21 protein-coding genes and 1 other annotated feature are annotated in these 25,941 nt (G+C 28.0%); of the genes, 6 read left to right on the top strand and 15 right to left on the bottom strand.

Annotation, left to right across the window (positions count from 1 at the left end; all coding sequences use genetic code 11):
• The first annotated feature begins 1 nt into the window (after window position 1).
• Entirely contained in the window at window positions 2–1,252 is a 1,251-nt protein-coding gene (locus Q3223_RS08365; protein ID WP_231301161.1) for an MFS transporter, read from the top strand.
• Between the two features lie 188 nt (window positions 1,253–1,440).
• Complete coding sequence (locus Q3223_RS08360; RefSeq protein ID WP_054269101.1) at window positions 1,441–2,010, top strand: hypothetical protein; 570 nt, start codon at window positions 1,441–1,443, stop codon at window positions 2,008–2,010.
• Window positions 2,011–2,225: 215 nt separating this feature from the next.
• Here the strand turns inward: Q3223_RS08360 and Q3223_RS08355 are convergent, their stop codons facing one another.
• Window positions 2,226–3,566 (bottom strand): ATP-binding protein, encoded by a 1,341-nt coding sequence (locus Q3223_RS08355; RefSeq protein WP_407811837.1) that lies wholly within the window; start codon window positions 3,564–3,566, stop codon window positions 2,226–2,228.
• A 366-nt stretch (window positions 3,567–3,932) separates the two neighbouring features.
• On the opposite strand from Q3223_RS08355, the gene Q3223_RS08350 reads away from it, so the two are divergent.
• From Q3223_RS08350 to Q3223_RS08340, 3 genes are read left to right on the top strand one after another with little or no spacing between them, the layout of a single operon-like run.
• A complete protein-coding gene (locus tag Q3223_RS08350) occupies window positions 3,933–4,253 on the top strand; it encodes a PadR family transcriptional regulator (RefSeq protein WP_054269099.1) in 321 nt (106 codons plus the stop codon).
• 11 nt (window positions 4,254–4,264) lie between these two features.
• Entirely contained in the window at window positions 4,265–4,951 is a 687-nt protein-coding gene (locus Q3223_RS08345; RefSeq protein ID WP_167639739.1) for a permease prefix domain 1-containing protein, read from the top strand.
• Window positions 4,944–5,981: a DUF4097 family beta strand repeat-containing protein gene (locus Q3223_RS08340; RefSeq protein WP_407811836.1), complete on the top strand. Its 1,038-nt coding sequence runs from the start codon at window positions 4,944–4,946 to the stop codon at window positions 5,979–5,981. Before Q3223_RS08345 ends, Q3223_RS08340 begins: the two co-directional genes overlap by 8 nt.
• 204 nt (window positions 5,982–6,185) lie before the next feature.
• On the opposite strand, the gene Q3223_RS08335 is transcribed toward Q3223_RS08340, so the two are convergent.
• From Q3223_RS08335 to queG, 12 genes are all read right to left on the bottom strand, one after another.
• Complete coding sequence (locus tag Q3223_RS08335) at window positions 6,186–8,837, bottom strand: phosphoenolpyruvate synthase (RefSeq protein WP_284181635.1); 2,652 nt, start codon at window positions 8,835–8,837, stop codon at window positions 6,186–6,188.
• A gap of 437 nt (window positions 8,838–9,274) precedes the next feature.
• Window positions 9,275–11,194, bottom strand: a complete 1,920-nt coding sequence (thrS, locus tag Q3223_RS08330) for a threonine--tRNA ligase (RefSeq protein WP_054269095.1) — start codon at window positions 11,192–11,194, stop codon at window positions 9,275–9,277.
• A 63-nt stretch (window positions 11,195–11,257) separates the two neighbouring features.
• Window positions 11,258–11,496: a binding site (T-box leader), on the bottom strand.
• A 291-nt stretch (window positions 11,497–11,787) separates the two neighbouring features.
• Window positions 11,788–12,390: a DUF445 domain-containing protein gene (locus Q3223_RS08325; RefSeq protein WP_074179071.1), complete on the bottom strand. Its 603-nt coding sequence runs from the start codon at window positions 12,388–12,390 to the stop codon at window positions 11,788–11,790.
• Window positions 12,391–12,554: 164 nt separating this feature from the next.
• Window positions 12,555–13,373 carry a putative sporulation protein YtxC gene (locus tag Q3223_RS08320; RefSeq protein ID WP_054269093.1) on the bottom strand — a complete coding sequence of 273 codons (819 nt, stop codon included), beginning with the start codon at window positions 13,371–13,373 and terminating at the stop codon, window positions 12,555–12,557.
• 2 nt (window positions 13,374–13,375) lie between these two features.
• Entirely contained in the window at window positions 13,376–14,137 is a 762-nt protein-coding gene (locus Q3223_RS08315) for a DUF6873 family GME fold protein (RefSeq protein WP_054269092.1), read from the bottom strand.
• Window positions 14,138–14,289: 152 nt separating this feature from the next.
• Window positions 14,290–15,405, bottom strand: a complete 1,116-nt coding sequence (locus tag Q3223_RS08310; protein ID WP_074179070.1) for a BMP family ABC transporter substrate-binding protein — start codon at window positions 15,403–15,405, stop codon at window positions 14,290–14,292.
• Window positions 15,406–15,445: 40 nt separating this feature from the next.
• Entirely contained in the window at window positions 15,446–16,450 is a 1,005-nt protein-coding gene (locus Q3223_RS08305) for a BMP family ABC transporter substrate-binding protein (RefSeq protein ID WP_407811835.1), read from the bottom strand.
• A gap of 271 nt (window positions 16,451–16,721) precedes the next feature.
• Window positions 16,722–17,567: a DegV family protein gene (locus Q3223_RS08300; RefSeq protein WP_054269090.1), complete on the bottom strand. Its 846-nt coding sequence runs from the start codon at window positions 17,565–17,567 to the stop codon at window positions 16,722–16,724.
• Between the two features lie 34 nt (window positions 17,568–17,601).
• A complete protein-coding gene (gene trmL, locus Q3223_RS08295; RefSeq protein ID WP_003429657.1) occupies window positions 17,602–18,072 on the bottom strand; it encodes a tRNA (uridine(34)/cytosine(34)/5-carboxymethylaminomethyluridine(34)-2'-O)-methyltransferase TrmL in 471 nt (156 codons plus the stop codon).
• Between the two features lie 196 nt (window positions 18,073–18,268).
• A complete protein-coding gene (nth, locus tag Q3223_RS08290; RefSeq protein WP_207713485.1) occupies window positions 18,269–19,243 on the bottom strand; it encodes an endonuclease III in 975 nt (324 codons plus the stop codon).
• Window positions 19,244–19,440: 197 nt separating this feature from the next.
• A complete protein-coding gene (locus Q3223_RS08285; RefSeq protein ID WP_407811834.1) occupies window positions 19,441–21,678 on the bottom strand; it encodes an AAA family ATPase in 2,238 nt (745 codons plus the stop codon).
• A gap of 105 nt (window positions 21,679–21,783) precedes the next feature.
• A complete protein-coding gene (gene queG / locus Q3223_RS08280; RefSeq protein WP_407811833.1) occupies window positions 21,784–22,698 on the bottom strand; it encodes a tRNA epoxyqueuosine(34) reductase QueG in 915 nt (304 codons plus the stop codon).
• Between the two features lie 561 nt (window positions 22,699–23,259).
• Between queG and Q3223_RS08275 the strand changes: the two genes are divergently transcribed.
• Window positions 23,260–23,664: a RusA family crossover junction endodeoxyribonuclease gene (locus tag Q3223_RS08275; protein ID WP_021383211.1), complete on the top strand. Its 405-nt coding sequence runs from the start codon at window positions 23,260–23,262 to the stop codon at window positions 23,662–23,664.
• Window positions 23,665–23,939: 275 nt separating this feature from the next.
• Here Q3223_RS08275 and Q3223_RS08270 read toward each other — a convergent pair whose 3' ends face one another.
• Complete coding sequence (locus Q3223_RS08270) at window positions 23,940–24,935, bottom strand: aldo/keto reductase (RefSeq protein WP_054269087.1); 996 nt, start codon at window positions 24,933–24,935, stop codon at window positions 23,940–23,942.
• Between the two features lie 130 nt (window positions 24,936–25,065).
• Window positions 25,066–25,902: a deoxyribonuclease IV gene (locus Q3223_RS08265; protein WP_407811832.1), complete on the bottom strand. Its 837-nt coding sequence runs from the start codon at window positions 25,900–25,902 to the stop codon at window positions 25,066–25,068.
• Window positions 25,903–25,941 lie beyond the last annotated feature (39 nt).

The following is a 25,941-nucleotide window of genomic DNA, read 5'->3' as shown; positions in this document are numbered from 1 at the left end:
TATGGTAAAATCATTAAATACTTTTAATAAAAATTTTAACTTAATGGTATTAGGTCAAATAATTTCATTATTTGGTGCATCAATACTTAAGTTTGCTTTATCTCTCTACATACTTGATATGACTGGTAAGGCAGAAATATTTGCTACGATACTCGCAGTATCTTCAATCCCAATTGTGGTATTCTCCCCTATTGGTGGGGCTATTGCAGATATATTCAACAGAAGAAACTTAATGGTTATTTTCGATTTTTCAAGTAGTGTTGCAGTACTAATCTTATCACTCTTCTTATTTAATGATAATGGTTCAATACTACTTATAGGAATTATTATGACCATACTTTCAGTCATAAGCACAATGTATCAACCAACAGTTCAGTCAAGTACACCCATTTTAGTAGATAATGAACATTTAATAAATGCAAATGGTATCGTAGCTGGAGTTGCCTCTCTTACAAATATAGCAGGTCCTGTATTAGGAGGTGTTTTGTATGGTATCCTTGGTATCAATGCAATTGTCGTTATCAGTTGTATAAGTTTCTTTCTATCTGCAATTATGGAGATATTTATACAGATTCCTTTTGTTAAACAAGAACAAACTGGCAACATTATAAAAACTATATTTATTGATATAAAAGATGGTATTATCCATATATGTAAGGAAAATAGATTTACATTAAAAATACTCTTTTTAGCAATGGCAATAAATCTAGTTTTAAGTTCTATGCTAATCGTAGGTATCCCCTATATAGTAAAAATAACTATGGAATCTAATAACTTTCTATATGGTGTAGCAGAAGGAGCAATCTCTTTTAGTTCATTAATAGCTGCTGTGAGTATTGGTATTTTCTCAAAGCATCTAAAAATAACCAACTTACATATTTGTTTCATCATATGTGCACTTATATTTATACCAATGGCATTTTCAGTCTATCCACTTATATTAAATACAGGATTTCCAGTTCCATTTTTAATCTTTATTATATCCTCTATGCTAATATTTTTTACAACGACTCTTATCTCAATATATGCTATAACAATCATACAGTTAAAAACTCCAAATGAACTGCTAGGAAAAGTTATGGCTATTCTTTTTGCAGGAACATCTGTCGCAATGCCTATTGGTCAGGTTATATATGGTAGACTTTTCGATTTATTATCGGATAGAGTGTATATTATTATAATAGGAGTAGGATTTATTACATTACTTATAGCGTTTATATCGAAAATAACATTACAGAATGAAAAAATTTAGATACTCAGAATTTAAATAGAAAGGTTTTAGACCTAAAAACCAGACATAAAAATTCAATTTTCACTAATTTCTGAATTCACATGCAAAATTGTGTATCAGTGTGTTGACGTATTGGAAATTGATTGATATAATCAATGGAAAACAAACTTTATAAAAATTCAAAATATTCAGCTAGAGGAGTGATAAAAATGAGTTACATGCCAAATATAGAACAAGCATGGGAAATACTAAAAAAATACAATAAGGAAGAATTTCATATAAGACACGCTCAAATCGTATCTGGAGTTATGAGATACTATGCAAAAGAATACGACCCTGAGAGAGTAGAATTTTGGGAAGTAGTTGGACTTTTACATGACTTAGATTTTGAAATGTATCCTGATGAACATTGTGTTAAGCAAAGAGAATTAATGACAGAGCTTGATTTAGATAAATCGATAATCGATTCTACTGTAAGTCATGGATATGGACTAACTGGCTCAGATGTCAAGCCAGAACAGTTTATGGAAAAGGTATTATTTGCTGTAGATGAACTTACTGGTTTAATTGGTGCCGCTGCAATAATGCGTCCTTCAAAGAGTGTTTCTGATTTAGAATTGAAATCTGTTAAAAAGAAATTTAAAGATAAGTCATTTGCTGCTGGCTGTTCTCGAGACGTTATAAGAAGTGGTGCAGAAATGCTTGGCTGGGAACTTGATAAGCTTATTCAAACAACTATAGAAGCTATGAGAAGCTTAATCCCAGAAATGGCGATATAGCCTCTCATACATATACCATAGAAGTTACATCTTTAAAGATTTTTTCTATTTTTGATGCAACTTCTTTTTTTATTTATCACAATAAAAAGCTTACTATCTTAAGCTTATTAATATGCCCCATTTATAATATGTATAATATCCCAACTTTGAAAAATTTTAATAAATAATAAATAATTTCAATATGTACACATAATTATAGACTTTACCTGTATACATTAAATTACATGATTGACTACCTTTTTCACATTTTTAAGTGGTATAGCAATTTTAACTACAAACTTGTTATCATCATATTCAATTACAACATTACCACCATACTTGTTTACAGAGTTTTTTATACTTCTTATTCCAAAACCATGAAAAGGACCTGTTTTATCTGTCACAATATCTCCATTTTTAGTAATAATCTCATTTACTTTAGTATTTTCCACTCTTATTAAATAAAAATTTTGCATGACATCGCCTTTAATACAAATCTTTCTATCACCACTATCTATTTTGTTACATGCTTCAATCGCATTATCTAAAATATTAGAGAATATATGACATACATCTACTAATTCAATAGCTTCACAATGACTAAAATTTATTCCTGTTCTTAGTTCTATATCATTTTTATCACAGATTTCTTTCTTTTCACTTAATATACTATCTAATATGAAATTACCAGTATTAAAAAATAAGTCATTACCATGAATCTCTCCTTGTAGATTATCTAAATATGAAGTAACATCAATACCTTTTTTAATCATGGCATTTATACACAATAAATGATTTTTCATGTCATGACTTAATAATCTAGTCTTTAGATATTTCTTTTCTATATCTTCATAATACTCACTTTCAGATTTTAAAACGTTTTTAATCATATTATTTTCTACCATTAAAGTATTATATTGCTGTAACTTCTTAGCAATTAAGATTAAAATAATACTTGATATAAGCAGTACAACAGAAATCATAACAAATTGACTATTATGCATTCCACTACCAGACTTTGAATTAAATATGTATTTAAAAATAATAAAAAAAGATGCTATATTAGCGACTATTGGGATGATTATATAAGAGAATGTCTTTTTATTTATTTCTATATTCAATTTTATCTTTAATGTTCTGTATAAAAATAAAGCTAAAATCAAAAGCATCTTTCCAGATACCATGGACTCAATTCTGTATATATAACCTGTTGCCATCTTACTCATATCATCTATAGAATTAAGCCAAACTGTTAAAGATATACTTAAAGCATCTGTAGCAATTAATAACATCCAGTAAATTAAAGATATTAATACAGACTTCTTAAACCTCACATCATATGAGATTTTGTAAAATACGACAGTAAACATCACGGATATAATTACTCTTATATCTGGAGATACATCAAAAAAATAAATTATATTAGCAAAAATAATAATGCTACCTATGTATATATTTATTTTTCTATTAGAAATTTTTTGCTCACTTGTATAATCTAGCATTTTCTTACAAAGAAACCATTCTATTATAAAGGATATCATAATGAAAATATTCCAAAATAAGCCTGACTTTATCATAATACTTTCTCCTAACGTATTGATAAATTATTTTTTATATTTTACGTATAATTTAATTATATACGACTCTACACGTGTAGTAAATAGATTGTCAAAATTATTCCAAATAAATCCATATTTCTTTTCTTTTTTAATTATATCACTTATTTTGCTAAATTAAATTAGACTTTATATCATTTTTTAACATAATGACTATATAAATTTATCTAAAACTAAATATAAAATATATTATCCATAAAACTTTTACATTATTTTCATATAAACTCTTATAATCTTATAATAACACTATGAAATATTTTTTCTCATGATATACCTTGACAGGCGAGGTATATCAAAGTATTATATATTTAATCGGAGGTGATGTTCATGACAATCGCATCTGACATGATAAGAGGTCATACAGAAACAATTATCTTAAAACATTTACTTGAAAAAGACAGTTATGGTTATGAGATTAATAAATCTATACTTGAAAAGACCAATGGATTGTACGAGTTAAAAGAAGCCACTCTATATACAGCGTTTCGTAGACTTGAGCAGTCTGGTGCAATAACCTCTTATTGGGGAGATGAAGCTACTGGAGCTAGAAGAAAATATTATTCTATAACAAACATAGGCAGAGAAAAATATATAAAAAGCCATGAAGAATGGGATAATACAAAAGCACTAATAGACATATTAATTTAGGAGGTGAAAATATGTTAGATAAAATACGTACTTATATTGATAATAGCTTTACAGGAATTAATGAAACAAAAAAAGTCAGAGAACTTAAAGATGAATTATTTGAAAATCTAAAAGAAAAATACAATGACCAAATACAAGATGGTAAAACAGAACAAGAAGCATATAATTCAGTAATCTCAGGAATTGGAGATTTATCTGAGTTAATTGAAAGTGTTAAAGAACCATATTTTGTACCTTCTGAATTAATTGAGGAAAAAAAGAAAAGAGCCTTAAGAGCATCAATAGCAATTGCTCTTTTTATAGTAAGCCCTTTCTTGTTTGTAGTCTCAATTGTGAGCTTTGGTATAGAGCCAACTCTAGGGATTCTTTTAATGCTTATATTAATAGCAATTGGAGTAGGGCTACTAGTTTATAATCAAATGACAAAACCAAACTATGCTCTATATAATGATACTTCAACAAAAGAATTCAAAGAATTTAAAGAATTTAAAACAAATTATGATGATATAAATCCGGCTTACAAATCATTTATTAGTGCATATTGGATTATAATAGTTGCTATATATCTAATCACAAGCATGCTATTTAATATTTGGTCTTTTTCATGGATACTATTTATAATAGGTTCTGCTGGTGTTGAGATTATTAAAGGAATAATACAACTAAGTGAATCAAAGGAGGATAATAAACATGAATAAAAAACTCATAAAAACAAAGATTTTAGTATGGAGTATTGTTGCAATATCACTTTCTATAGTATTTATCCTTCTTCTTATAGGAAACATATTCTCGCATTCTTTTAATCTTTCTTTTAATAATTTACATTCTAAATACAACTATGATAAGTATATAGTAGCTAAAAATGAAAGTTTTTCAGATAAAATAAACGATATTAATGTTGACTGGATTTCAGGTGAAGTTAGAATTAAGAAAAGTGATTCTAATAAAATCAAATTAATTCAAAAAACTCCTTCTAATTTTTCAAAGAAAAAACTTGCAAAGATAAAGGTTGATGGAAATTCTCTTTCTATAGATGATAATTCAGCAAAGAAATTCTTTATTGGAGTTAATCTTCCAAAACCAACAATACTTGAACTATATTTGCCTAATAGGCTTTATGATAAAATAAATTTATCTACTACTTCAGCAGATATATATAGTACTTACATAAAAGGTAATATAATGGAAGCTAGCACGGTTTCAGGCATAATAGAGCTTTCTGGTAATATTAATAAAGTAAACTTAGACACAACTAGTGGTGATATTGATATAACAAAACTAGATAGTAAAGACGCCACATTTACATCAACATCTGGCAGAATACAACTTTCTGGCAAAATTGATAGTTTAAATTTAGATACAACTAGTGGTGATATAAGTTTAAAAGATATAAATAATAAAAGCCTTGTCTGTAGTACAGTTTCTGGACGAATGGATGTATCTGGAACACTTTCTGATATTAAAGCAGAATCAACTTCAGGTGATGTAAAAATTATATCTAACAAAATGTTGTCTTCTCTAAACTGTGAGACTACTTCTGCCAATATTGATTTGTCTATTCCTGATAATCCAGGATTCACTTTAAGCTTTGATAAGATTTCTAGTTCTTTAAATAGTGACTTTGAATTGAATCGTCACGATGATTTATACACTTATAAAAATGGGGCTACAAATTTCTATGTAAGTGCTACAAGTGGAAATTTTACTATTCTAAAAAACAAGAATTAGATAAAATGATTATTACAACCAAAATATTTTTATTATTATGACAAAAACACTTTTATTATTAAAATCAAAACACTTCTATAGTAGATTTATTATTTATTGATAAATCAAATACTCCTAGAAGTGTTTTTATATATCATAATTTTATATTGTCTCATTCATTTTCACTAGTAAACGTCTCTCCTATAATACTCTACTAAGTCCAATCTATTTACATATAATCTCAACATATCCTTTATATGCATCTATTCTCAAATAATCTCCTGTTTTAATCAGACTTGTAGCATCTTCCACTCCCACCAAAGCAGGTATACCATACTCGCGAGATACTATTGCACCATGAGTCATAAGCCCTCCAACTTCAAGTACTAACCCCTTCGCATTTACAAAAAGTGGCGTCCAACCAGGGTCTGTAAATTTAGTCACCAAAATCTCATTCTTTTGTAAACTGTCGTTATTTGGATTCAATATAACTCTTGCATATCCTTCATAGATACCTGCTGATACTGGCATACCAACAAATGCTCCTTCTGGTACCCCCTCTTTTGAATAACTCCCAGAGAATATCTCTCCTTCATTTGTAATTACCCTTGGTGGATTCAGTTTTTCATATTTATCATACTCTATTTTTCTGCATTGTATACTTTCTTTGAAATTTACTTTTTCATTTAATGCTTGATATATTTCATCAAGGTTTAGATAAAATATATCATATCTATTATCAAGTAAATTATCCTTTTCTAATTTATCCCCTACTTCATCAATTACTTTTCTTACTTCATTAAATACACCAACTATAATATATTTTCCATATTCACGTAAAGGCAAGAAAGTCTTTATATTATTTAGATGATTCTTAACTTTTTTGACTAAATCATCTTTACCTATCTTCTCATAAGCTTCCAAAATTAATTGTTCACTTTCACTCGATTTTTCAATCAATCTTTGATAGTTTTCTCTATGTTCATTTTTTTCCAATGTATTTATATTATTCAATATAGACATACTTATTGGAGTGAAATCTTCTTGATAACGAGGATTTGTTATATCTATTTCTCCAATTCCTCTCATCCCAAATTGTCTTAAAAAATCACTTAACTCACTCTTTAATTCATCACTAGCATTTTTTAAAAGCAATAAATGAGCATCTTTAGGATTTTTATTTAATATATCAATCTCTTTTAGATTATTCCTTATTAAATCAGCTAAATCACCTACTCTTAATCCCATCTCAGTAGTAATATTTCCTTCTAGTCCACTTACAAAACTATCTTCTAAGTACAATAAATCTAATTCTTCAAGCATATTTCTAAGTTTTCTATCACTTAAAATTCCTGGAGCTACATTTGGTATAAGTTGCTTTGCTAACTTAAATATAAAAGCAGATAATAACTCTTCCACGATTACAATCTTTTCACATAAATCATTTCCCTTGTTTATATTTCTATACACATCATAAATAAGTTCTTCTTTCAACTCCACTAAACTTGCAAGAGCATCTGGTTTTTTATCAAAGGCATAATTTTGCTTTGATATTTTTAAGATAGGTATTATTAAATTCTTTGCCATTTTTAATGTAGTTTTAGAAGGCAGTTTTTTCTTTAAAGGATATTTTTCAATATACTCTCCAAGTGCACTTGCTACAAGATAGTCTACATTGGGCATTAAATCTTTGATTGTCTTATCTCTTATTGGTAATCTCAGTATTTCTGTACAATTTGCATAGAGTCTACCTCCAGCTTGACTCATTATCTTGAAGTTACTGCCTTCTTCGACTCTATCAAAAGGCATTACTCTTTTGAATATATCAAGACCTAAGGGTTTAATTGGTTTTGTCATTACTTGAATATGACTTGCTGATATATATACCTGAGATTTTCCATTTATATTACTATTTTCGACTCTAGGATATAGAGATGTTATCATTCTACTTTGCAAAATATATATTTTCCCACTCTCATCAATTGCCCATTCTATATCTTGTGGAGTCTGATAGTATTCCTCGATTTCATGTCCTAGTTGTGCTACATTATAAATCTCTCGTTCTGAAAGTACTTGTTCTTTCTGTTTATTTTTATCAAGTAAGATTTGCTCTGTGCCACCATCATTTTTTCTGTATATGGCTAACTTCTTCGCATTTATTTCTTTTGCTATAATTTTATTTTCGTTTTTATTTACTTTGTACAAGTCAGGAGTTATTAATCCCCCTACCAAAGCTTCACCAAGTCCAAAACCTGCATCAATAGTCAAATGATTATAGTTATTGTTAATGGGGTCAGCAGTAAACATTATTCCTGACTTTTGTGAATCGACCATTTTCTGAACTACCACAGAAATTAATACATTATCTTCATTCAAATTATTTTTCTTTCTATATACTATAGCCCTTTGAGTATAAAGTGATGCCCAACAATATTTTATATTTTCAATTAAGTTTTCAAATCCATGTACATTTAAATATGTATCTTGTTGACCTGCAAAAGACATATCTGGCAAATCTTCTGCTGTTGCACTAGAACGCACTGCATAGAAATCATCTTCTCCAATGCTTTCTATGGCCTCTTTTATATTTTGTTTTATACTATCTGAAAGTGACTTTTCTATGATTAAATCCCTTAGACTACTAGTCAATTCTTGAATTTTTTCTAAATCATCAACATCTACATTATCTAATTGTTTAAATAAGTCATTATCTTTTAATGGTTCTATAAACTTGTAAAAGGCATCTGTTGTTATACAGAATCCTTCTGGTACAGGTAGGTTTCTCTTAGTCATTTTGCCAAGATTAAACCCCTTCCCACCAACTAAATTAAAGCTATCTTCATTTATTTGATTAAAAAACAAAATAGTGGTATTCATATCACACCTCCAAAGTTAACTATAGGTATATCAAATTTATTTGCATAAACTAACTTTATTTAATTTTATATATCTCTCTTTACTTACAATTATACAACTTTTATATATATTTAAATTAATGTACACATATAAATACATTAATTTAAGCATCTTTTATACATCTCTAAATTAGCAAACATATAAATACATTAATTTAAGCATCTTTTATACATCTCTAAATTAGCAAACATATAAATATATTATTTAAGCATCTTTTATACATCTCTAAATTAACAGACATATGAATACATCATTTAACCTACAACAAAAAAATTAGAGGTACACTATCATAAAAATATGATTAACTGTACCTCTAATTATATTTATCTTTTCATAAGTTTAATTTCTACATATCGATATATCGATTAAACTTATATTATCTATTAATATCTTAAATATTAGTTTTGAATAATACTTTCTCTTGATTCAATTTCTTTTGAAATACTAGCTATAAATTCATCTAATTTAATGCTACCTATTTCACCTTTATCTCTTGATCTAACAGAAACATTATTCTCCTCAACTTCTTTTTCACCTACTATTAACATGTATGGAACTTTTTCAAGCTGAGCTTCTCTTATCTTAAATCCGATTTTTTCAGCTCTGTCATCTAATTCAACTCTTATACCCTTATCAAATAACTCTTTCTTAACTTCATTTGCATAATCCATAAATTTATCAGATATAGGAAGTATCTTAACTTGAGTTGGAGATAACCAAACTGGGAATTTACCAGCATAATGCTCTATTAATATACCTATAAATCTTTCTATACTACCAAAAGCAACTCTATGAATCATAACTGGTCTATGTTTTTCACCATCTTGTCCGATATAAGTGTTATCAAATTGTCTTGGAAGTTGCATATCTAATTGGATAGTACCACATTGCCAAGTTCTTCCTAAACAGTCTTTTAGATGGAAGTCTATCTTAGGACCATAGAATGCACCATCACCTTCATTTATAGTATATGGTAGACCTAATTCTTCTAAAGCTTCTCTTAATCCATTTTCTGCTGCTTCCCACTCTTCTTCGCTTCCCATAGAATCTTCTGGTCTTGTAGATAACTCTAAGTTATATTCAAATCCAAAAGTTTTGTAGATACCATCTATTAGGTTAGCTACTCCTTTTATTTCATCCTTTATTTGCTCTGGCAACATGAATATATGTGAATCGTCTTGAGTGAATGCTCTAACTCTCATTAATCCTTGTAATGCACCAGATAACTCATGTCTATGAACTCTACCAAGCTCTGCAACTCTCATTGGGAAATCTCTATATGAGTGTAATTGAGAATTATAGTAAATTAATCCTCCAGGACAGTTCATAGGTTTTATAGCATAATCTTCATCATCTATTTTAACTGTATACATATTTTCTTTGTAATGATACCAGTGACCTGAAGTCTCCCATAATTTTCTATTTAATATAATAGGAGATTCTATTTCAATATATCCAGCTTTTCTGTGTATTTCTCTCCAGAATTTTAATAGTTCATTTTTAAGTTCCATACCTTTTGGTAAGAACATAGGGAATCCAGGACCTTCTTCAGGTATCATAAATAATCCTAATTCTTTACCTAGTTTTCTATGGTCTCTCTTTTTAGCTTCTTCTAATAAATGTAAGTACTCTTCTAAATCTTTGTTTTTCTCAAAAGAAGTTCCATAGATTCTTTGAAGCATCTTATTTTTTTCATCGCCACGCCAGTATGCACCTGCAACACTTTGTAATTTAACAGCTTTAACTTTTTTAGTAGATGGTAAATGTGGTCCTCTACATAAATCAGTAAAATCACCTTGCTTGTAGAAAGATATTATTTCACTTTCAGGTAAATCAGATATAAGTTCTACCTTATAGTCTTCTCCTTGTTCTTTCATAAGCTCTAGAGCTTCATTTCTAGGAAGTTCAAATCTTTCTATTTTTAAATCTTCTTTAGCTATTTTTTTCATTTCAGCTTCTATTTTTTCTAAGTCTTCTGGAACTAATCTATGGTCTAAATCTATATCATAGTAGAATCCATTTTCTATACTTGGCCCTATAGCAAGTTTTGCTTCTGGGTAAAGTCTCTTTATAGCTTGAGCTAATATATGTGCTGATGTATGTCTAAAAACTTCCTTACCTTCTTTATCTTCAAACTTAAATAAATTTAAGTCACAATCAGAATCTATAATGTGGTCCATACCTACAACCTCTCCGTTCACAGATGCTGCTACCACATTTCTAGCTAATCCTTCGCTAATGGATTTTGCTACATCCATAACAGAAATAGCACTTTCAAATTCTTTTATTGAGCCATCTTTTAAAGCAACTTTAATCATTGTTTTTTCCTCCTTATTGAAATAATTTTTAGATTTTTTGTAATAAAAAATCGCCCCAAATATGTTTGGGACGATATTAATTCGCGGTTCCACCCAAGTTGGTGTATACAAGTATATACAACCCTCTTGATGACTATAAGGTCGTCACCCGAGCACTTTCACATATAGTATAAATACAAATACTGCTAATAAACTCAGCTCCAAGGTAGTTTTCAAATAGACCTGTTACATGGGCTCTCAGCCATAGACCCAAATTCTCTGAGAATGGTTTCTACTCTACTCTTCCTCTTCAACACTATGATTTTTAATATATTTTCATTATAACAGATACTTATACATCAATCAACATTAATGTAATATAATAATTACCCATTATTTTTCATCTTAATCAACTCTAAATCAATATTCTAATATTTTTATATTACTTTAATCTTTTGATTTATAGTTATATTATAATATTTTCACCAATTTTAAATTTTTAAAATATATCTACATGCATGATAGATATGACTAGATAAATACTAAAATTAATTTTTATTGAAGTTAATTTTTAGTTTTTGTATACTTAAGTACAATAGCTAATTATTGTATATTTAAATAAACATAGTAACCAAACCTTGAACTATACCTATTAAAAAACCTAAAACAAGACCTAAAAATTCTATATGCTTTAATTCTTTTTTAGCTATTTTTATTATTATCTCTTCTAATTCATATAAATCTAGTTCATTAATCTTATCTTCGACCATTTTTTGTATATCTATACGTTCATTTGCTTTATTTATTATATTTTTACTCAATTCATCTATACTCTGTTTAACTTCAGACTCAATTATCTCTCCTAAATAGTCTTGTATCATGTTTTTTATGCCACTTGGTATAAATGAGACTTTCTCATGTATTATAATTTTTACCCTTGCTTTTATGTATCTTACAACTTCTTCCTTATCTTCGTCAGTAATGATATTTGCAAGTATTTCGTCCATAGAAAGAAATTCTTCTTGAATTATTTCTCCCACATTGGCTGCTATTTCTGCTCTTCTCTTTGGTATAAGCCCTACTATTTCTATATTTAAAATAGGTATTTTAATAGGCTCTATTGGTCTAAATATTAGTCTTATAGCAACTACATTTGTAACGTAACCTATAAATCCACCAATAACAGCTAATATCAGTATCCTAATTAAATTATCCATTATAAAATTTCTCCTTATCAATTGTATATTTGTCAGCTATATTACACTTAATCAGTAGATATTTTTTATAGTTAATAGCCCTAGCTATATTATAGCTTTATATACAATTATAAGTCTTTTGTGTCGATTTAAAAAGAATTTTTTTAGTTTTATATCTTTAGTTCCTAATTCTCCATAATTATACTAACTTTATTTTCAAAAATTGCCTCTACAGTATCTATAATTTCTTTTGAGCAATTATTATTTAATAAATCTAATATTTCTATTTTTCTAGGACATAAAGTTAATAAGGTACTTATTAAAAAGTCCTCATAGTTTAAATTCTCTCTTATTACCATATTTATGATTTCTTCATCATCTATACTGTCTATTTTGTTTCCATTTTTATCGTATAAAATAAATGTATTATCTTCCATTATATGAACTTTTAGCAAATCAATCTTTTCTTCTTGAGTATCTATAAAGTATTTTAAGACTCTTATAAATTCATCTTGGTCTTTCTTTATTAAATACTCCTCAACTGCAATATCACCTATAGCAGAAATATATTTCATAAATTCTCGCATTCTAAATCTAATAAAACCTTCTACGTTTATAAAATCATTTTCCTCTATATAGTTTCTCACCCTTGTAAATACTGTTTCTCTCATAAAAATCTCTTTTTTAGCAAATATGTTCAGTGAATATATGTATATATTATTTTTATCTTCAGGATATGTACGCCCATAGCATTTTAGAATGTATTCTTTTAAAAGTTTCTCTTTCATTATACTTATTATCATACTAGTTATTTCTGTTGATATCTCATCAATATTTAGAGCTCTTTGTTCAGTTTTAGTACCATTAAGTATTTTTTTATTTAATACTTCTTGCTTTGCAGAATCTATCACTACTTCTACAATGTCATTCGTATATATTAATCTATCGTTTACATTATTATTCCTCAAAAATTTCATAGAAGAAATATTATCCTTCTCAACCAAAGTTATCGCTCCTTTCTTGTCATGAGAGGAACTATAGAACCTATATCTAGTAAATTCTCACAGCTAAGTGTAACTATCTCCTTGTTTTTACTTTCTACAAAACTTTTTATACGTTCATAGTCAGGATGTTTTTTAACATCTCCACAAAAAGCTAGTTTATCCTTAGAAATTAACCCTGTACATCCACCTATAAATCCATAATTCATCTCAAATAAATTTATATGACCTTTTTCTATTAATAAACACTCTATTTCTGTATTCTTCATGCTTTTCCAAATACCTTTATCTGATGTTATTATAGATGTTCTATCTACTATACAGATTGAGCATTTAGAATAGCCCTGCTCTATATTTATCTTTTTAAGTTTATTATTTTCAATATAATCTAATATTACTTTATCAGTGTACTTAAAGTTATGGATAGCATAGTCACCAACTATAGCAATATTGTAAGGTATATCATAAGGGTATCTATTTAATAAATTAGCTTCTCCCTTAATTATATTAAATTTATATCTACTTAATAACTCTTTGTATTGATTATATACATTCGGCGCAACAATTATATCTCCTTTTCCTAAATTACAAATACATATATCTGGGTGATATTTTATGCTTTCATATAATTCTTTACATTCTATTGTTTTTATTATCTCTATATTTCTTAATTTTAATTCATTTTCCATTAGATAACTAATTCTTTTGTCCACCAAAGCTAGACACAAATCGTCATCTAGTATAAATGGCTCTCTTGTAAATTCCATTTTTTACTCCTTTTTCTTTTTTTTGATAAATTTTTTACTTGAAATAAATAAAGTGTGTAGCAGAATTTTTCTGCTAACACACCTATTATTAGACTTTTCTATAATTAACTCACACCTATAAAGTGCATTTTTATAAACTTTTAAAACAGTTATTAATATGTATCTTTCACTTTGTTATACTCTTTTTTTATGTACTCTAAAACATCTGGTGGTATATTTCTACTACTATTTGGAGTCAATCCTATTTCTCCATCCTTTATTTTAAATTCCATTACCTTACTTCCATGAAAACCATCTTTTATAACATTCTTTATTAATTCATAGACTGGTTGTTCCACATCTTTTACAATTGAACTTATTACATTGTTTGGTGCCATATCATATTGGTCTTTATTAATAGCTATAACTTGGCCACCATTTTCTCTTGCTACCTGAATAGCTCTTTTACTATCATCTTCTGTAACTGAGAATACAACATCTCTATCAGAATCTCTCATTTCTTTTGCAATAGTTCTAGCTGACTCAGGATTTTCAAATACATTTGAGTATTTAACTAGTAACTCAGCATTTTTATTTGAAGTTTTTAGACCTTTCCTAAATCCAGATTCATACTTATCCCTACTAGAACCCTCAACACCTCCTATAAAACCTACTTTACCAGTATCAGTCATTTTACCTGCAATAAGACCTGCCAAATATCCAGTAGAATTATCTTGAAATGATACTGAAACTACATTAGCAGGTTGGACTTTATAAGCATAATCAACTATTGCAAATTGTTGTTTTGGATATTTGGTAGCATCTTCTTTAATTAACTCTGCAAACCTAGCTCCAACTGCTATTATCAAATCTGGTTCAGATTTATGTAGTTTTTCTAGACTTTCTTTAAAATTCTTAGAAGTCTTTGGTTTCTCAAGTTTTATTCTAATATCAAAATCTTTATCAGCTCTTTTTAGAGCTGATAGTACATTGTTATTATACGATTCGTTATTTAAGTTTTCAGTGTCTAATAATACTCCAACAGTTTTTCTCACATAAGAATCATCATCTTTTATTTCATATTCCTCATTATTACTTTTGTTATCTACTTTATCTTTATTTGACGATGTTGATACACTTTTAGACTCACTCTGTTTGGATTTAGCACTATTTATATTAGAATTATCTTTGTTTACTTTATCAAGTCCAAAATCAAAATCACATATAGCTAATATAAAAATTGTAAACACCACAACAAAGCAGAGCATCAATAGTCTTTTTATTTTCACAAAATTCACTCCCTGATATAGAACATGAAGTCTCTATAGATTATTTATTGTTCTTATTAACATATTCTAACACATCTGGAGGAACATTTTGAGAGCTATTTGGAGCAAGTCCAGTACTTCCAGACTTAACTGTATTTTCTATAACTTCTCCACCTTTATAATTTCCATTTACAAAACTTTGTATCATATTATAAGTAGGCTTTTCAAAATCTTTTACAATAGAGCTTATAACATTTTCTGGAGCCAAATCATGTTGGTCTTTATTAGTAGCTATAACTTTCTTATTTTTCGCTCTAACTGCATTTATTACAGTCTTTGAATCATCTTCAGTAGTAGAGAAAATAACATCTACCCCATTATCCATCATTTTTTTAGCTATAGACTCAGCCGATTTACTATCCTTAAAGACATCCACATATTCAATCGAAACATCCTTTATACTACTATTAGAAAATTTAATACCTTCTTTAAAACCTGCTTCAAATTTATCTCTACTAGAGCCCTTTAATCCACCAATAAAACCGACCTTATCACTTTCAGTCATCTTTCCAGCGATTAATCCAGCTAGATATCCAGATTTATTATCTTCATAAGAAATTGAAGTTATATTAGAAGGTTGCTTGTCATATTCATAATCTACAATTGCAAATTGTTGCTTTGGATATTTCTTAGCTACCTTCTCCAGTGGTTTTGCAAACCTAGCTCCTACAGCTATAATTAAATCTTGATTGTCATTGCATAAAATATCTATACTATTAGAAAAAGTCGACGAATCATCTGATTCCACCTTATTTGTATCTATATTAAGTTTCTTTTTAGCATTGTCTAATGCCAATAAAGCAGCATTATTCATAACTTCATTGTTTGTTCCTTCAATATCTAGTATCATGGATATAGATTTTTTTGAATTATTTTTGTCAGTTATATTACTTTTATTACCTTTGTTAGAATTAGAATTGTTGTCAGGATTATTGCTACACCCAACCAACATTCCAGCTGTCATTGCTACGGTTAATATCAATATCAACACTCTTTTTAAATGCATCAAATTTCACTCCTTATACTTTCATGACATTTTTATATACTGTTTATAAATTTTTTATATATAATTTACACTCTTATTTTGAACTCTTTACAATAAATCTTACTATAAAAAAGTGTGCAATAGAATTTTATCTATTTACACACTTCCCTAAAAACTAAATCTAATATATCAACACTTAATTTTATCTAAAATAAATCCAATTTAGCATATCAATATTTAATATTTTATCTTAAACTAATAAAAAAATAACTAATAATTTAAAAAATATTATTTATTTTTTTAGACATATGATACCAGTGACACCAGGTCCAGCATGTGCACCTATACACACACCAATTTGGAAAAATCTAATTTCCTTAGGTCTTAATTCATCTTCCATAACCCTAGATAATTGTTCTTTTTCCTTAAAATCATCACTATATCCTATATACACAATTTGGTCTGATAAATCATCCCCACAATTTGATTTTATCAAGTCCATCATCTTAGAAATTACATTCTTCTTTCCTCTTACTTGAGATATTTGTGAAACTAGTCCATCTTTTATCTCTAGGATAGGTTTTATATTTAATATGCTTCCTATTGCTGCTTTAGTAGATGATATTCTTCCTCCTTTTTGTAAATATTCTAGTGTATCCACCGAAAATATAACAAAAGCTTTCTCTTTTAAATCATCTAAAACAGGCAATATTTCATCAATAGACTTTCCTTCACTTGCAAGTTCTCCTGCTTTTATTACAAGTAAACCAGTTCCCATACAAAGCAAGTTAGAGTCGTATGTATATATTTTACCTTCTACATCATTTTTTGCCATTACAGCACTTTGATACGTCCCTGTGGCTGTGGCAGAACCTGCTATATAAAGTATCTCTCTATCTTCACTAGTATACTTCTCAAACACTTCCTTAAATTGGGCATAAGTAGCTTGAGAAGTTTTTGGATATGCATTTTCTTCTCTAAGCTTTTTATAAAATTCATCTCCAGATATATCGATTCTATCCTTATACTCTTTTTCCTCTAATATAACTGTTAACGAGACAATATCTATATCATATTTATCTAACAAATCTTTTGGCACGTCCGATAAACTGTCACAGATTATCTTTAGATTTTTCATTAAGTATGCTCCTTTCTCATTTAGGCTTGGTAAACTACCTCATATTAGGGTATCCTATTTGTCTTAAAGCTTCGTACACTACTATAGCAACTGAATTTGATAAATTTAGTGACCTAGCTTTTTCAACATCCAACATAGGTACTCTAATACAAGTATCCATATTTGCTTTCAACAAAGGTTCTGGTAATCCCTTTGTTTCTTTGCCAAATACTATAAAACAATTTTCTTCATATTTCACATCTGAATGTGACTGCTTAGCCTTTGTTGTAGAAAAAAAGTATTTGCTGTTTGGATACTTTTCTTGTAATTCTTCAAAGCTATCGTAATATTGTATATCAGCTATATCCCAATAGTCAAGCCCACATCTTTTTAGGTGTTTATCATCTAATGAAAAACCTAATGGCTTTACTAAATGTAAAGTTGAACCTGTTGCTGCACAAGTTCTTATTATATTTCCTGTATTTTGAGGTATTTCTGGTTCTACTAATACTATATTCAATGACATTTTTATCCTCCCTAAGTATTGCTCTTAATTTATTAAACTTTATTTTATAAACAGAATAACAATAATATTATACTATTATATATAATAATGTTAATAACAATTTTTACTTAGTTATATATAATAGTTTTCTATCTAACATTTTCATAAGTATTATTATATCAGAAAATCCCTCTTGTACAACTTACTTTGATAAAAGTTATTTCATTTCATTAATTTCTTTATAATAATTACAATCTTCTTTTATTGGGCAATCTCCACATTCTGGATTTCTAGCTTTACACATTCTTCTTCCATGAAAAATTAATACATGATGTGAGTGTGACCATCTTTCTTTTGGTATAGCTTCCATAAGTGCAAATTCTGTTTTTTGAGGATTTGGCTCATCCACTATCCCAATTCTATTGGTAACTCTAAATACATGGGTATCTACTGCTATTGCTGGTTGATTAAAGGCGTTACTAAGTACAACTCCTGCTGTTTTTCTTCCAACGCCAGGTAATTTCACAAGTTTTTCTAAACTATCTGGTACCTCACCATCATATAATTCACATAGTTGTTCAGATGTATCTTTTATTTTTTGAGATTTACTTTTATAAAGGCCACAACTTTTTATCTCTTTACTAATTTCTTCAATACTCAAGTTGGCAAAGTCTCTTGCTGTATTGTACTTTTTAAATAACTCTGATGTAACTTTATTTACCCTTACATCAGTACATTGAGCTGATAGAATAGTAGCTATCAAAAGTTCAAAGGCTGTCCCATAATTTAACTCACATGTAGCATCTGGGTATAGTTTTTCTAATTCATCTAAAATCTTGTTTACATCTTTATCATTTACTGACTTATTCTTATTCTTAGATTTACCTTTAGTTTCTTTATCTGATTTTTGTGTTTTCTTATTGGAATTAGTACTCTTTGATTTTTTGCCTGTTTCAGTTTTTTTATCTTCTTCAATATCACTAAAATTTGATATATCTTTCTCATCAATTATCTTATCTTTTTTACTAATTGCTTTATTCATTTCTTTTTTAGGTTCAACTTTATTTATATCTTTTTTATCTATATCTTCTTTCCCTTTTAGATTTTTTTCATTTATCTCTTGGTTCGCTTTTATGTCTTCATTTTCTTTTATGTCTTTTTCATTTATCTCTTTTAGATTTACATTTTTCATAATTATCCCCCTTTAAAATACTAATTTATAAGACTCTATTTATAAATAGTTTAATCATCTCAACAAAAAATAAACATCAATATATAAAATATACAAAATAAAAATTCAATCTACATATATTTCACAAAAAAAGCAAAAACCTATTAAAGTTCTTGCTTTTTATTATACATAAATACCCATTAAATTCTATAATAAACTTATTCTTTTGACACAGTTTGTATCTTACTAAAGGATATCAATTTTTCTTTTACTAATTTCTTTATTTCTTCAAATTTAACATCTGTCAGTATCTCTATAGCCTCTTCTACTCTTTCAACTGTATATATCTTAAATTTCCCATCTAATATAGCATCATTAACTTCATCTGATAAAACAAGGTTTCTCTGATTCTTCTTAGGAATTATAACTCCTTGCTCACCATTTAATCCTTTAGTCCTACATATAGAATAAAATCCTTCTATTTTTTCACTTATTCCACCAACTACTTGTATATCTCCCTTTTGATTTATAGAGCCTGTAACAGCAATATTCTGCTTAATTGGCACTCCACTAAGAGATGACAATAGTACATATAATTCTGCCGAAGAAGCACTATCTCCATCTATTCCACCATAATTTTGTTCAAAACAGATATATGCATTTAGTGACATTATTAAATCCTGTGCAAAGTTCTCAGAAAGATAACCGCCTAATATAAGCACTCCTTTGTTATGTATAGAGCCACTCATATTTACTTCTCTTTCTATATTTACTATGCCTTTACTTCCTGGACTAGTGGTTGCTGTAATCCTTGAAGCTCTACCAAAAGAGTACTCTCCCGTACTTAATACAGATAGACCATTTATCACTCCAACCTGTTTTCCCTCTGTCTCTATTAAAGTAAATCCATTTTCAATTGATTCATCCATATGTGTCTCTACCCTATTAATTCTTTTTCTCTTTTCACTTATTGCTTTCTTAACATCACACTGCTCTGTATATCTTGAATTTCTAAATTCTGCATATGCACTTCCTTCTATTACAACTTCCATTATTTTATTAAATTTAGTTGATAATTTTCCTAAATCACCAGACAATCTAGTGCTAAATTTGATAACTTCACCAACAGCTTCCTTAGTAAAATGTCTTAAATTATTCTTATCACATTGAGATGCTATAAATCTAGCAATTCCATCTTCATTATTTTCATTCTTATCCATTTCACTATCAAAATCCACGAATATTTTAAAATATTTTTCAAAATCCTCATCATATCTGTATAGAATATCATATATATAGTGGCTTCCAATCAATATTAATTTTACATTTAATGGCATATTTTCTGGCTTAATTGCTGTCTGAGTTTCCAATATTACTTTTTTTGTTTGCAAAGTCTTTTTAAGGATTTCCCAAGACATCGTATATTTTAATAACTGGTCTGCATAAATCACTAAGTAACCACCATTAGCCCTATGAAATGCTCCTGATAATAGTTTTGTAAAATCAGTCTTTATATTGCCATTTGCATAATCGTATTCTGCCTTTCCAAATAAATTTGCAGGACTTGGATTTATCTCTACTATAACAGGTGCTGATTCTTTGTTTTTTGAACCTCCATTGTCTACAAATAGGTTGATTTTATATTTAATAAAATGTTCTTTATCATATTTATCTTTTAATTCATCTTCATCTAAATAGAATAAGTACATATATTCTATTATATCTTTTTTTACTTTTTCCAAATAAGCTTGGATTTTATCATAATTTTCATATTTTTCGCACAATGTCTTGATGTGAGGTTCTACTACAAGTTTAGCTATCTCTTCTTCAAGCTCTAAAACAGCTTTTTCAGCTATTTCTTCTAAATCTTTAATTTTATACACGACCTGTATAGCCATGTTTTCCAGTTCTCTTTTTGCCTTATAGAACTCCTCATCAGATATGTCACTTTCATCTTCCTCTTCTTTCAAAGGTATAAAGACTATTCCCATTTTACTCTGTTTTAATTTAAATCCTTTTTCTTCTCCGTACTTCTTAATTTGCTTTAGTAACATATCTTTTTCTATTTCATATTCGTCCAAAAGTTTATTTTTTTCTATTTCAAAGCTTTCACTTTCAAACGCATTTTTAAAATCTTCTAAAAGACTCTCAATTAACTTCTCCATGTCTTTCTTAAGTTCTCTTCCAAACCCTTTTTCTAACTCAACTATAATAGGCTCTCTAGGGTTTTCAAAATTATATATATAGCACCAATCTTTATGTGTATTTTTTTTGGATGCATATTCATTCAAAACCTTTAAGGCATAAGTACTTTTTCCTGTTCCAGATTCACCAGCTAAGTATATGTTATAGGCTGGATTACTTATTCTTAGACCTAATTCCATAGCTTCTACAGCTCTTTCTTGACCTAGTATACAATCTAGTGGATTTATTTCAGATGTATTATTATATTTCAATATTCCCCCACCTCCCCATATTTAACGTTAATGATATAATATGACTTTGATACAATAAGTGTTAAAGTAAGTTCACATTAAAGTATATGAAATAGACTCTTATTATTAGTCATTATACTTATCTAAAATTATTTCCATATTTCTCTTTATTATATTTCTGCCCCTCCAACTAAATGCTCTATCTCCATATCTCCTTTTAAATTCTTTATTTGAAATATTTTGTATCTCATCATAGTCCAAATAATCTATTATATTTTCTTTAAATTCCAAAATATGAGTTGTTGGTATTCCAACATTATGTGGACATACTTCTTGACAGATATCACACCCAAATACCTTTTTACTACTCTTTAAAACAGATTTTTCTTCCTCTGACAAATCTCCTTTTTTTTGAGTTATATATGATAAACATTTCTTGGGATTCATATCATAATTTCCTAATATAGCATTTCCCGGACAATATTTTACACACTTACCACATTTAAAACAGCTTTTTTCTAGTGGTTTATCTTCCTCAAATTTATAATTATTTACTATATATCCTATAAATATATAAGAACCATACTCATCAGTTATGATGTTATTGTTTATTCCAAAATATCCTATACCTGATAAATAAGCTAAATATCTGTCAACTAATGGCCCATTATCAGCAAATATCTTGTATTTAAAATCCTCTACTGTTTTGGATATATAATCACAAATTTGTTGTAAAAAGTTCTTTACTACAATATGATAATCCTTTCCATGACAATATTTTGATAAATTTGAATTTTCGATTTTTTCTTGTCTATTTATATGATATGGAAATGCACATACTATTATAGAATTAGCATCCTCCATTATATTTCTTGGATTAATCCTATTATCAATTATTGGTTCTTCCATCCCAGTCAAATAATCTTTTTCCTGTCTATCTTCAAGTATCTTTTTTAGATTGTCATACTTGTCTATACCAGCTATTCCTACACACTTTAATCCTATAAGATTACAAAATTCTTTTAATTCCTTATTATTCATAAAATTATTCCTTTTTAATCTATTTAACCTGTTTAATTTAGGTTATAAAACTACAATTATTATTACTATATTATAAAATGAGCTAAATTATAATATAAGTCTCATCTCTTTATAATAATATCCATTTATACTTTAATATAACTTGTTTTATATACTCTATTTCTTATTATTCTACAATAACAACTTAGTTTAAACTTTTTTTACTATTTTTTCAGTAATCATCTTACTAATATGATTTCTCTACTTTACTCCAATACTTATATAACTCAAACTTCACCATGTAATTAAATTATCATCTATTTTCCATTTTAATATAATTATAATTTTTATGTTTTCAACAATGTAATACATATCATACTGATAAATTATAGTCACAAAATTAAATATAACTTTAACTTACAATTATATAGTGTATTTTACATTTTTAAATTTACCATTCATAATAGGCAATATAAATTTTATCATATCTAAATTTATCACTTACAAAAACATTAAAAATAAGAATTTGCTTTTAAATCATCCACAGATTATAATAAATACTGTATAAGGATGGTGAACAATTTGATTAAAATAACAATTCCAGGTAGACCCATTAGTAAATCTAATTTTAAACTTCATAATATAAATGGTCAAGCATGGATGCCTTCAAAGGGAAAGTATTCTAAGTATTTAGCATATGAAAACATGATTGCAGGTTTTATAAACCAACAGTATCAAGGAGAAACTGTTGAAGAAAATCTAATAACTGTTTTAAAGTTATACTTCCCAAACAAGAGAATGGGAGACTTACATAATTATCCAAAGAGTATTTGTGATGGTATTGAAAAAAGCGGAATAATAAAAAATGATAAACAACTTAAGCCAGTACTTTTATTCGACTTTATCGATAAGGATAACCCTAGGGTTGAAATTGAACTTTATCCAGTATCTAAATATGATATATCTTATAATATTTTTGAGAAATAAATATTTTATATACTAATTGATACTATAGTAATGCTATACCATTTGAAAATATAACAATAATATTTGTGCTATAGCTATACTCACACAAATTTTAAATTTATATGATACTTGTAGCTATGTAAATTTAGTACTTATAAAATTACTGCATTCATATAAATTTAACATTTGTATATAAAGACGTATCCATATAAATAAAACATATTCACATAAATAAAGCATATCCATATAAAAAGAAATCGGAGTAAACTTACTACACCGATTTCAACAAATAAAATCTATCCTAATTTTTCGACAACAGTCTTCAACATTTCTCTTATTGGAAGTTCATATGGACATCGACTCTCACAAAGACCACAGTCAATACACTCAGTAGGTTTAACATCCATAACCTGATATTTTTCTTTAGCCCACTCTTCAAGTCCATATCTAGTATAATATCCTTCACATAAAAAGCTCAATGGTATATTTATTCCAACAGCACAAGGCATGCAGTATTCACATCTTCTACAGAATTTTTTACCTAAAGAATTTCTTATTTCCTCAATTTCTTTATTATCTTTTTCATCTAGCACAAGATTTTCAAGTACAGCAACATTCTGTCTAACCTGTTCAACACTTTCCATCCCTGGTATAACTACATCTATATAGTCTTTAGATAATATGTACTTAATAGCTAATGTAGCATTATCTAAAGCCCCTCCAGCTAAAGGCTTCATTACTATTATTCCAATTCCTTTTTCATGAGCCTTTTTAAATACCTCATCTGCTTGTCCTTCAACTATATTGTAAGGAAACTGTATAGTGTCAAATTTTCCACCTTCTATAGCTTTTTCTATAGTACTTAAATTATGGCTAGTTATCCCGATGTGCTTTATCTTACCTTGTTCTTTTGCCTCTAAAAGAGCATTATAAGCCATCTTATCTTTAAAAAGATTGTCATACTCCTCTTCTTTAACATTATGGAATTGATATAAATCTATAAAATCAGTTTTGAAATTATTTAAACTTATCTCAACATCTCTCTTCATTGAGTCATAATCTCTAGACATACTTTTAGTAGCTAAGAAAAATTTATCTCTTTTCCCTTCAAGAGCAATTCCAATTGCTTCCTCACTTATTGTATACCCTCTTGCACTGTCAATAAAGTTTATTCCTTGTTTTTCTAACTCATTTATGACTAAGTTAGTATCCTCTTGAGTAATTCTTTGTATTGGAATTCCCCCAAAGCCAACTCTCTTTATTTTCATATTGGTATTGCCTAAATTTCTCATATCTTTCCCCACCTAACTTTTAATTAATTTTTATATAATATAAATGTATCACCTTTAATTATACAACAAATTATGAGAATTTTTGCAATATATTTATATTCTATTAAAATTACACATAGCAAATAAAATTTTATTTACTAGATAGTATCTCTTTTATCATTTTAAGTTCTCTCTTATGACCTTCATCATCAAAAGGAGTCTCTAAGAAAAATGGTAGGTCTTTCAGGCTAGGATGTTCCATAAAATCAATCAATGCTTTTAATCCTATCTTTCCTTCTCCTATAGGAGCATGTCTGTCCTTTTTATCTCCAAATGGCATCATACTATCATTTAGATGAACAGTTTTTAACTTATCTATCCCTATAATCTTATCAAATTCTTCTAAGACTCCATCTAAATCGTTTACTATATCATATCCAGCTGAAAAAATATGACATGTATCAAGACACACACCTATTCTTTCTTTGTGTTCAATTTCATCTATTATACTTTTTAATTGCTCAAACTTAAATCCTATTTCAGTTCCTTTTCCTGACATAGTTTCAAGAAGTATAGTTATATTTTCATCACCCTTAATAGCATTATTCAATCCTTTTACTATTCTCTCTATACCAAAATCTACTCCACCACCTACATGACTACCTGGGTGAAAACACATGTATTCAATTCCTAGTGAATCCATCCTTCTTATATCTTCATCTATCACTCTTGTCGCAAATTCGTATACATCATTCTTTGTACCACCTAAATTCATAGTGTATGGAGCATGTGCAAGTAATGGTGCAAAATTATTTGCCTTTCTAATCTCTTGAAACTTAGCTATATCTTTTTCATCAAATTCTTTAGCATTTCCTCCTCTTGGATTTCTACTAAAAAATTGAAATGTATTTGCACCAATGTATACAGCTGTCTCAGCTGCTTTAGCAAATCCTTTTGCTATTGAAAGATGTGTTCCTAATTTAATCATATTAATCTCCTTTTATTTTTACTTAGATTCTTATTTGTA

This window comes from Clostridioides sp. GD02367 (genome assembly GCF_045900275.1).
GTDB lineage: Bacteria > Bacillota > Clostridia > Peptostreptococcales > Peptostreptococcaceae > Clostridioides > Clostridioides difficile_A.
The sequence above is the reverse complement of the archived record's forward strand: the minus strand, read 5'-3'. Positions and strand labels throughout refer to the sequence as shown.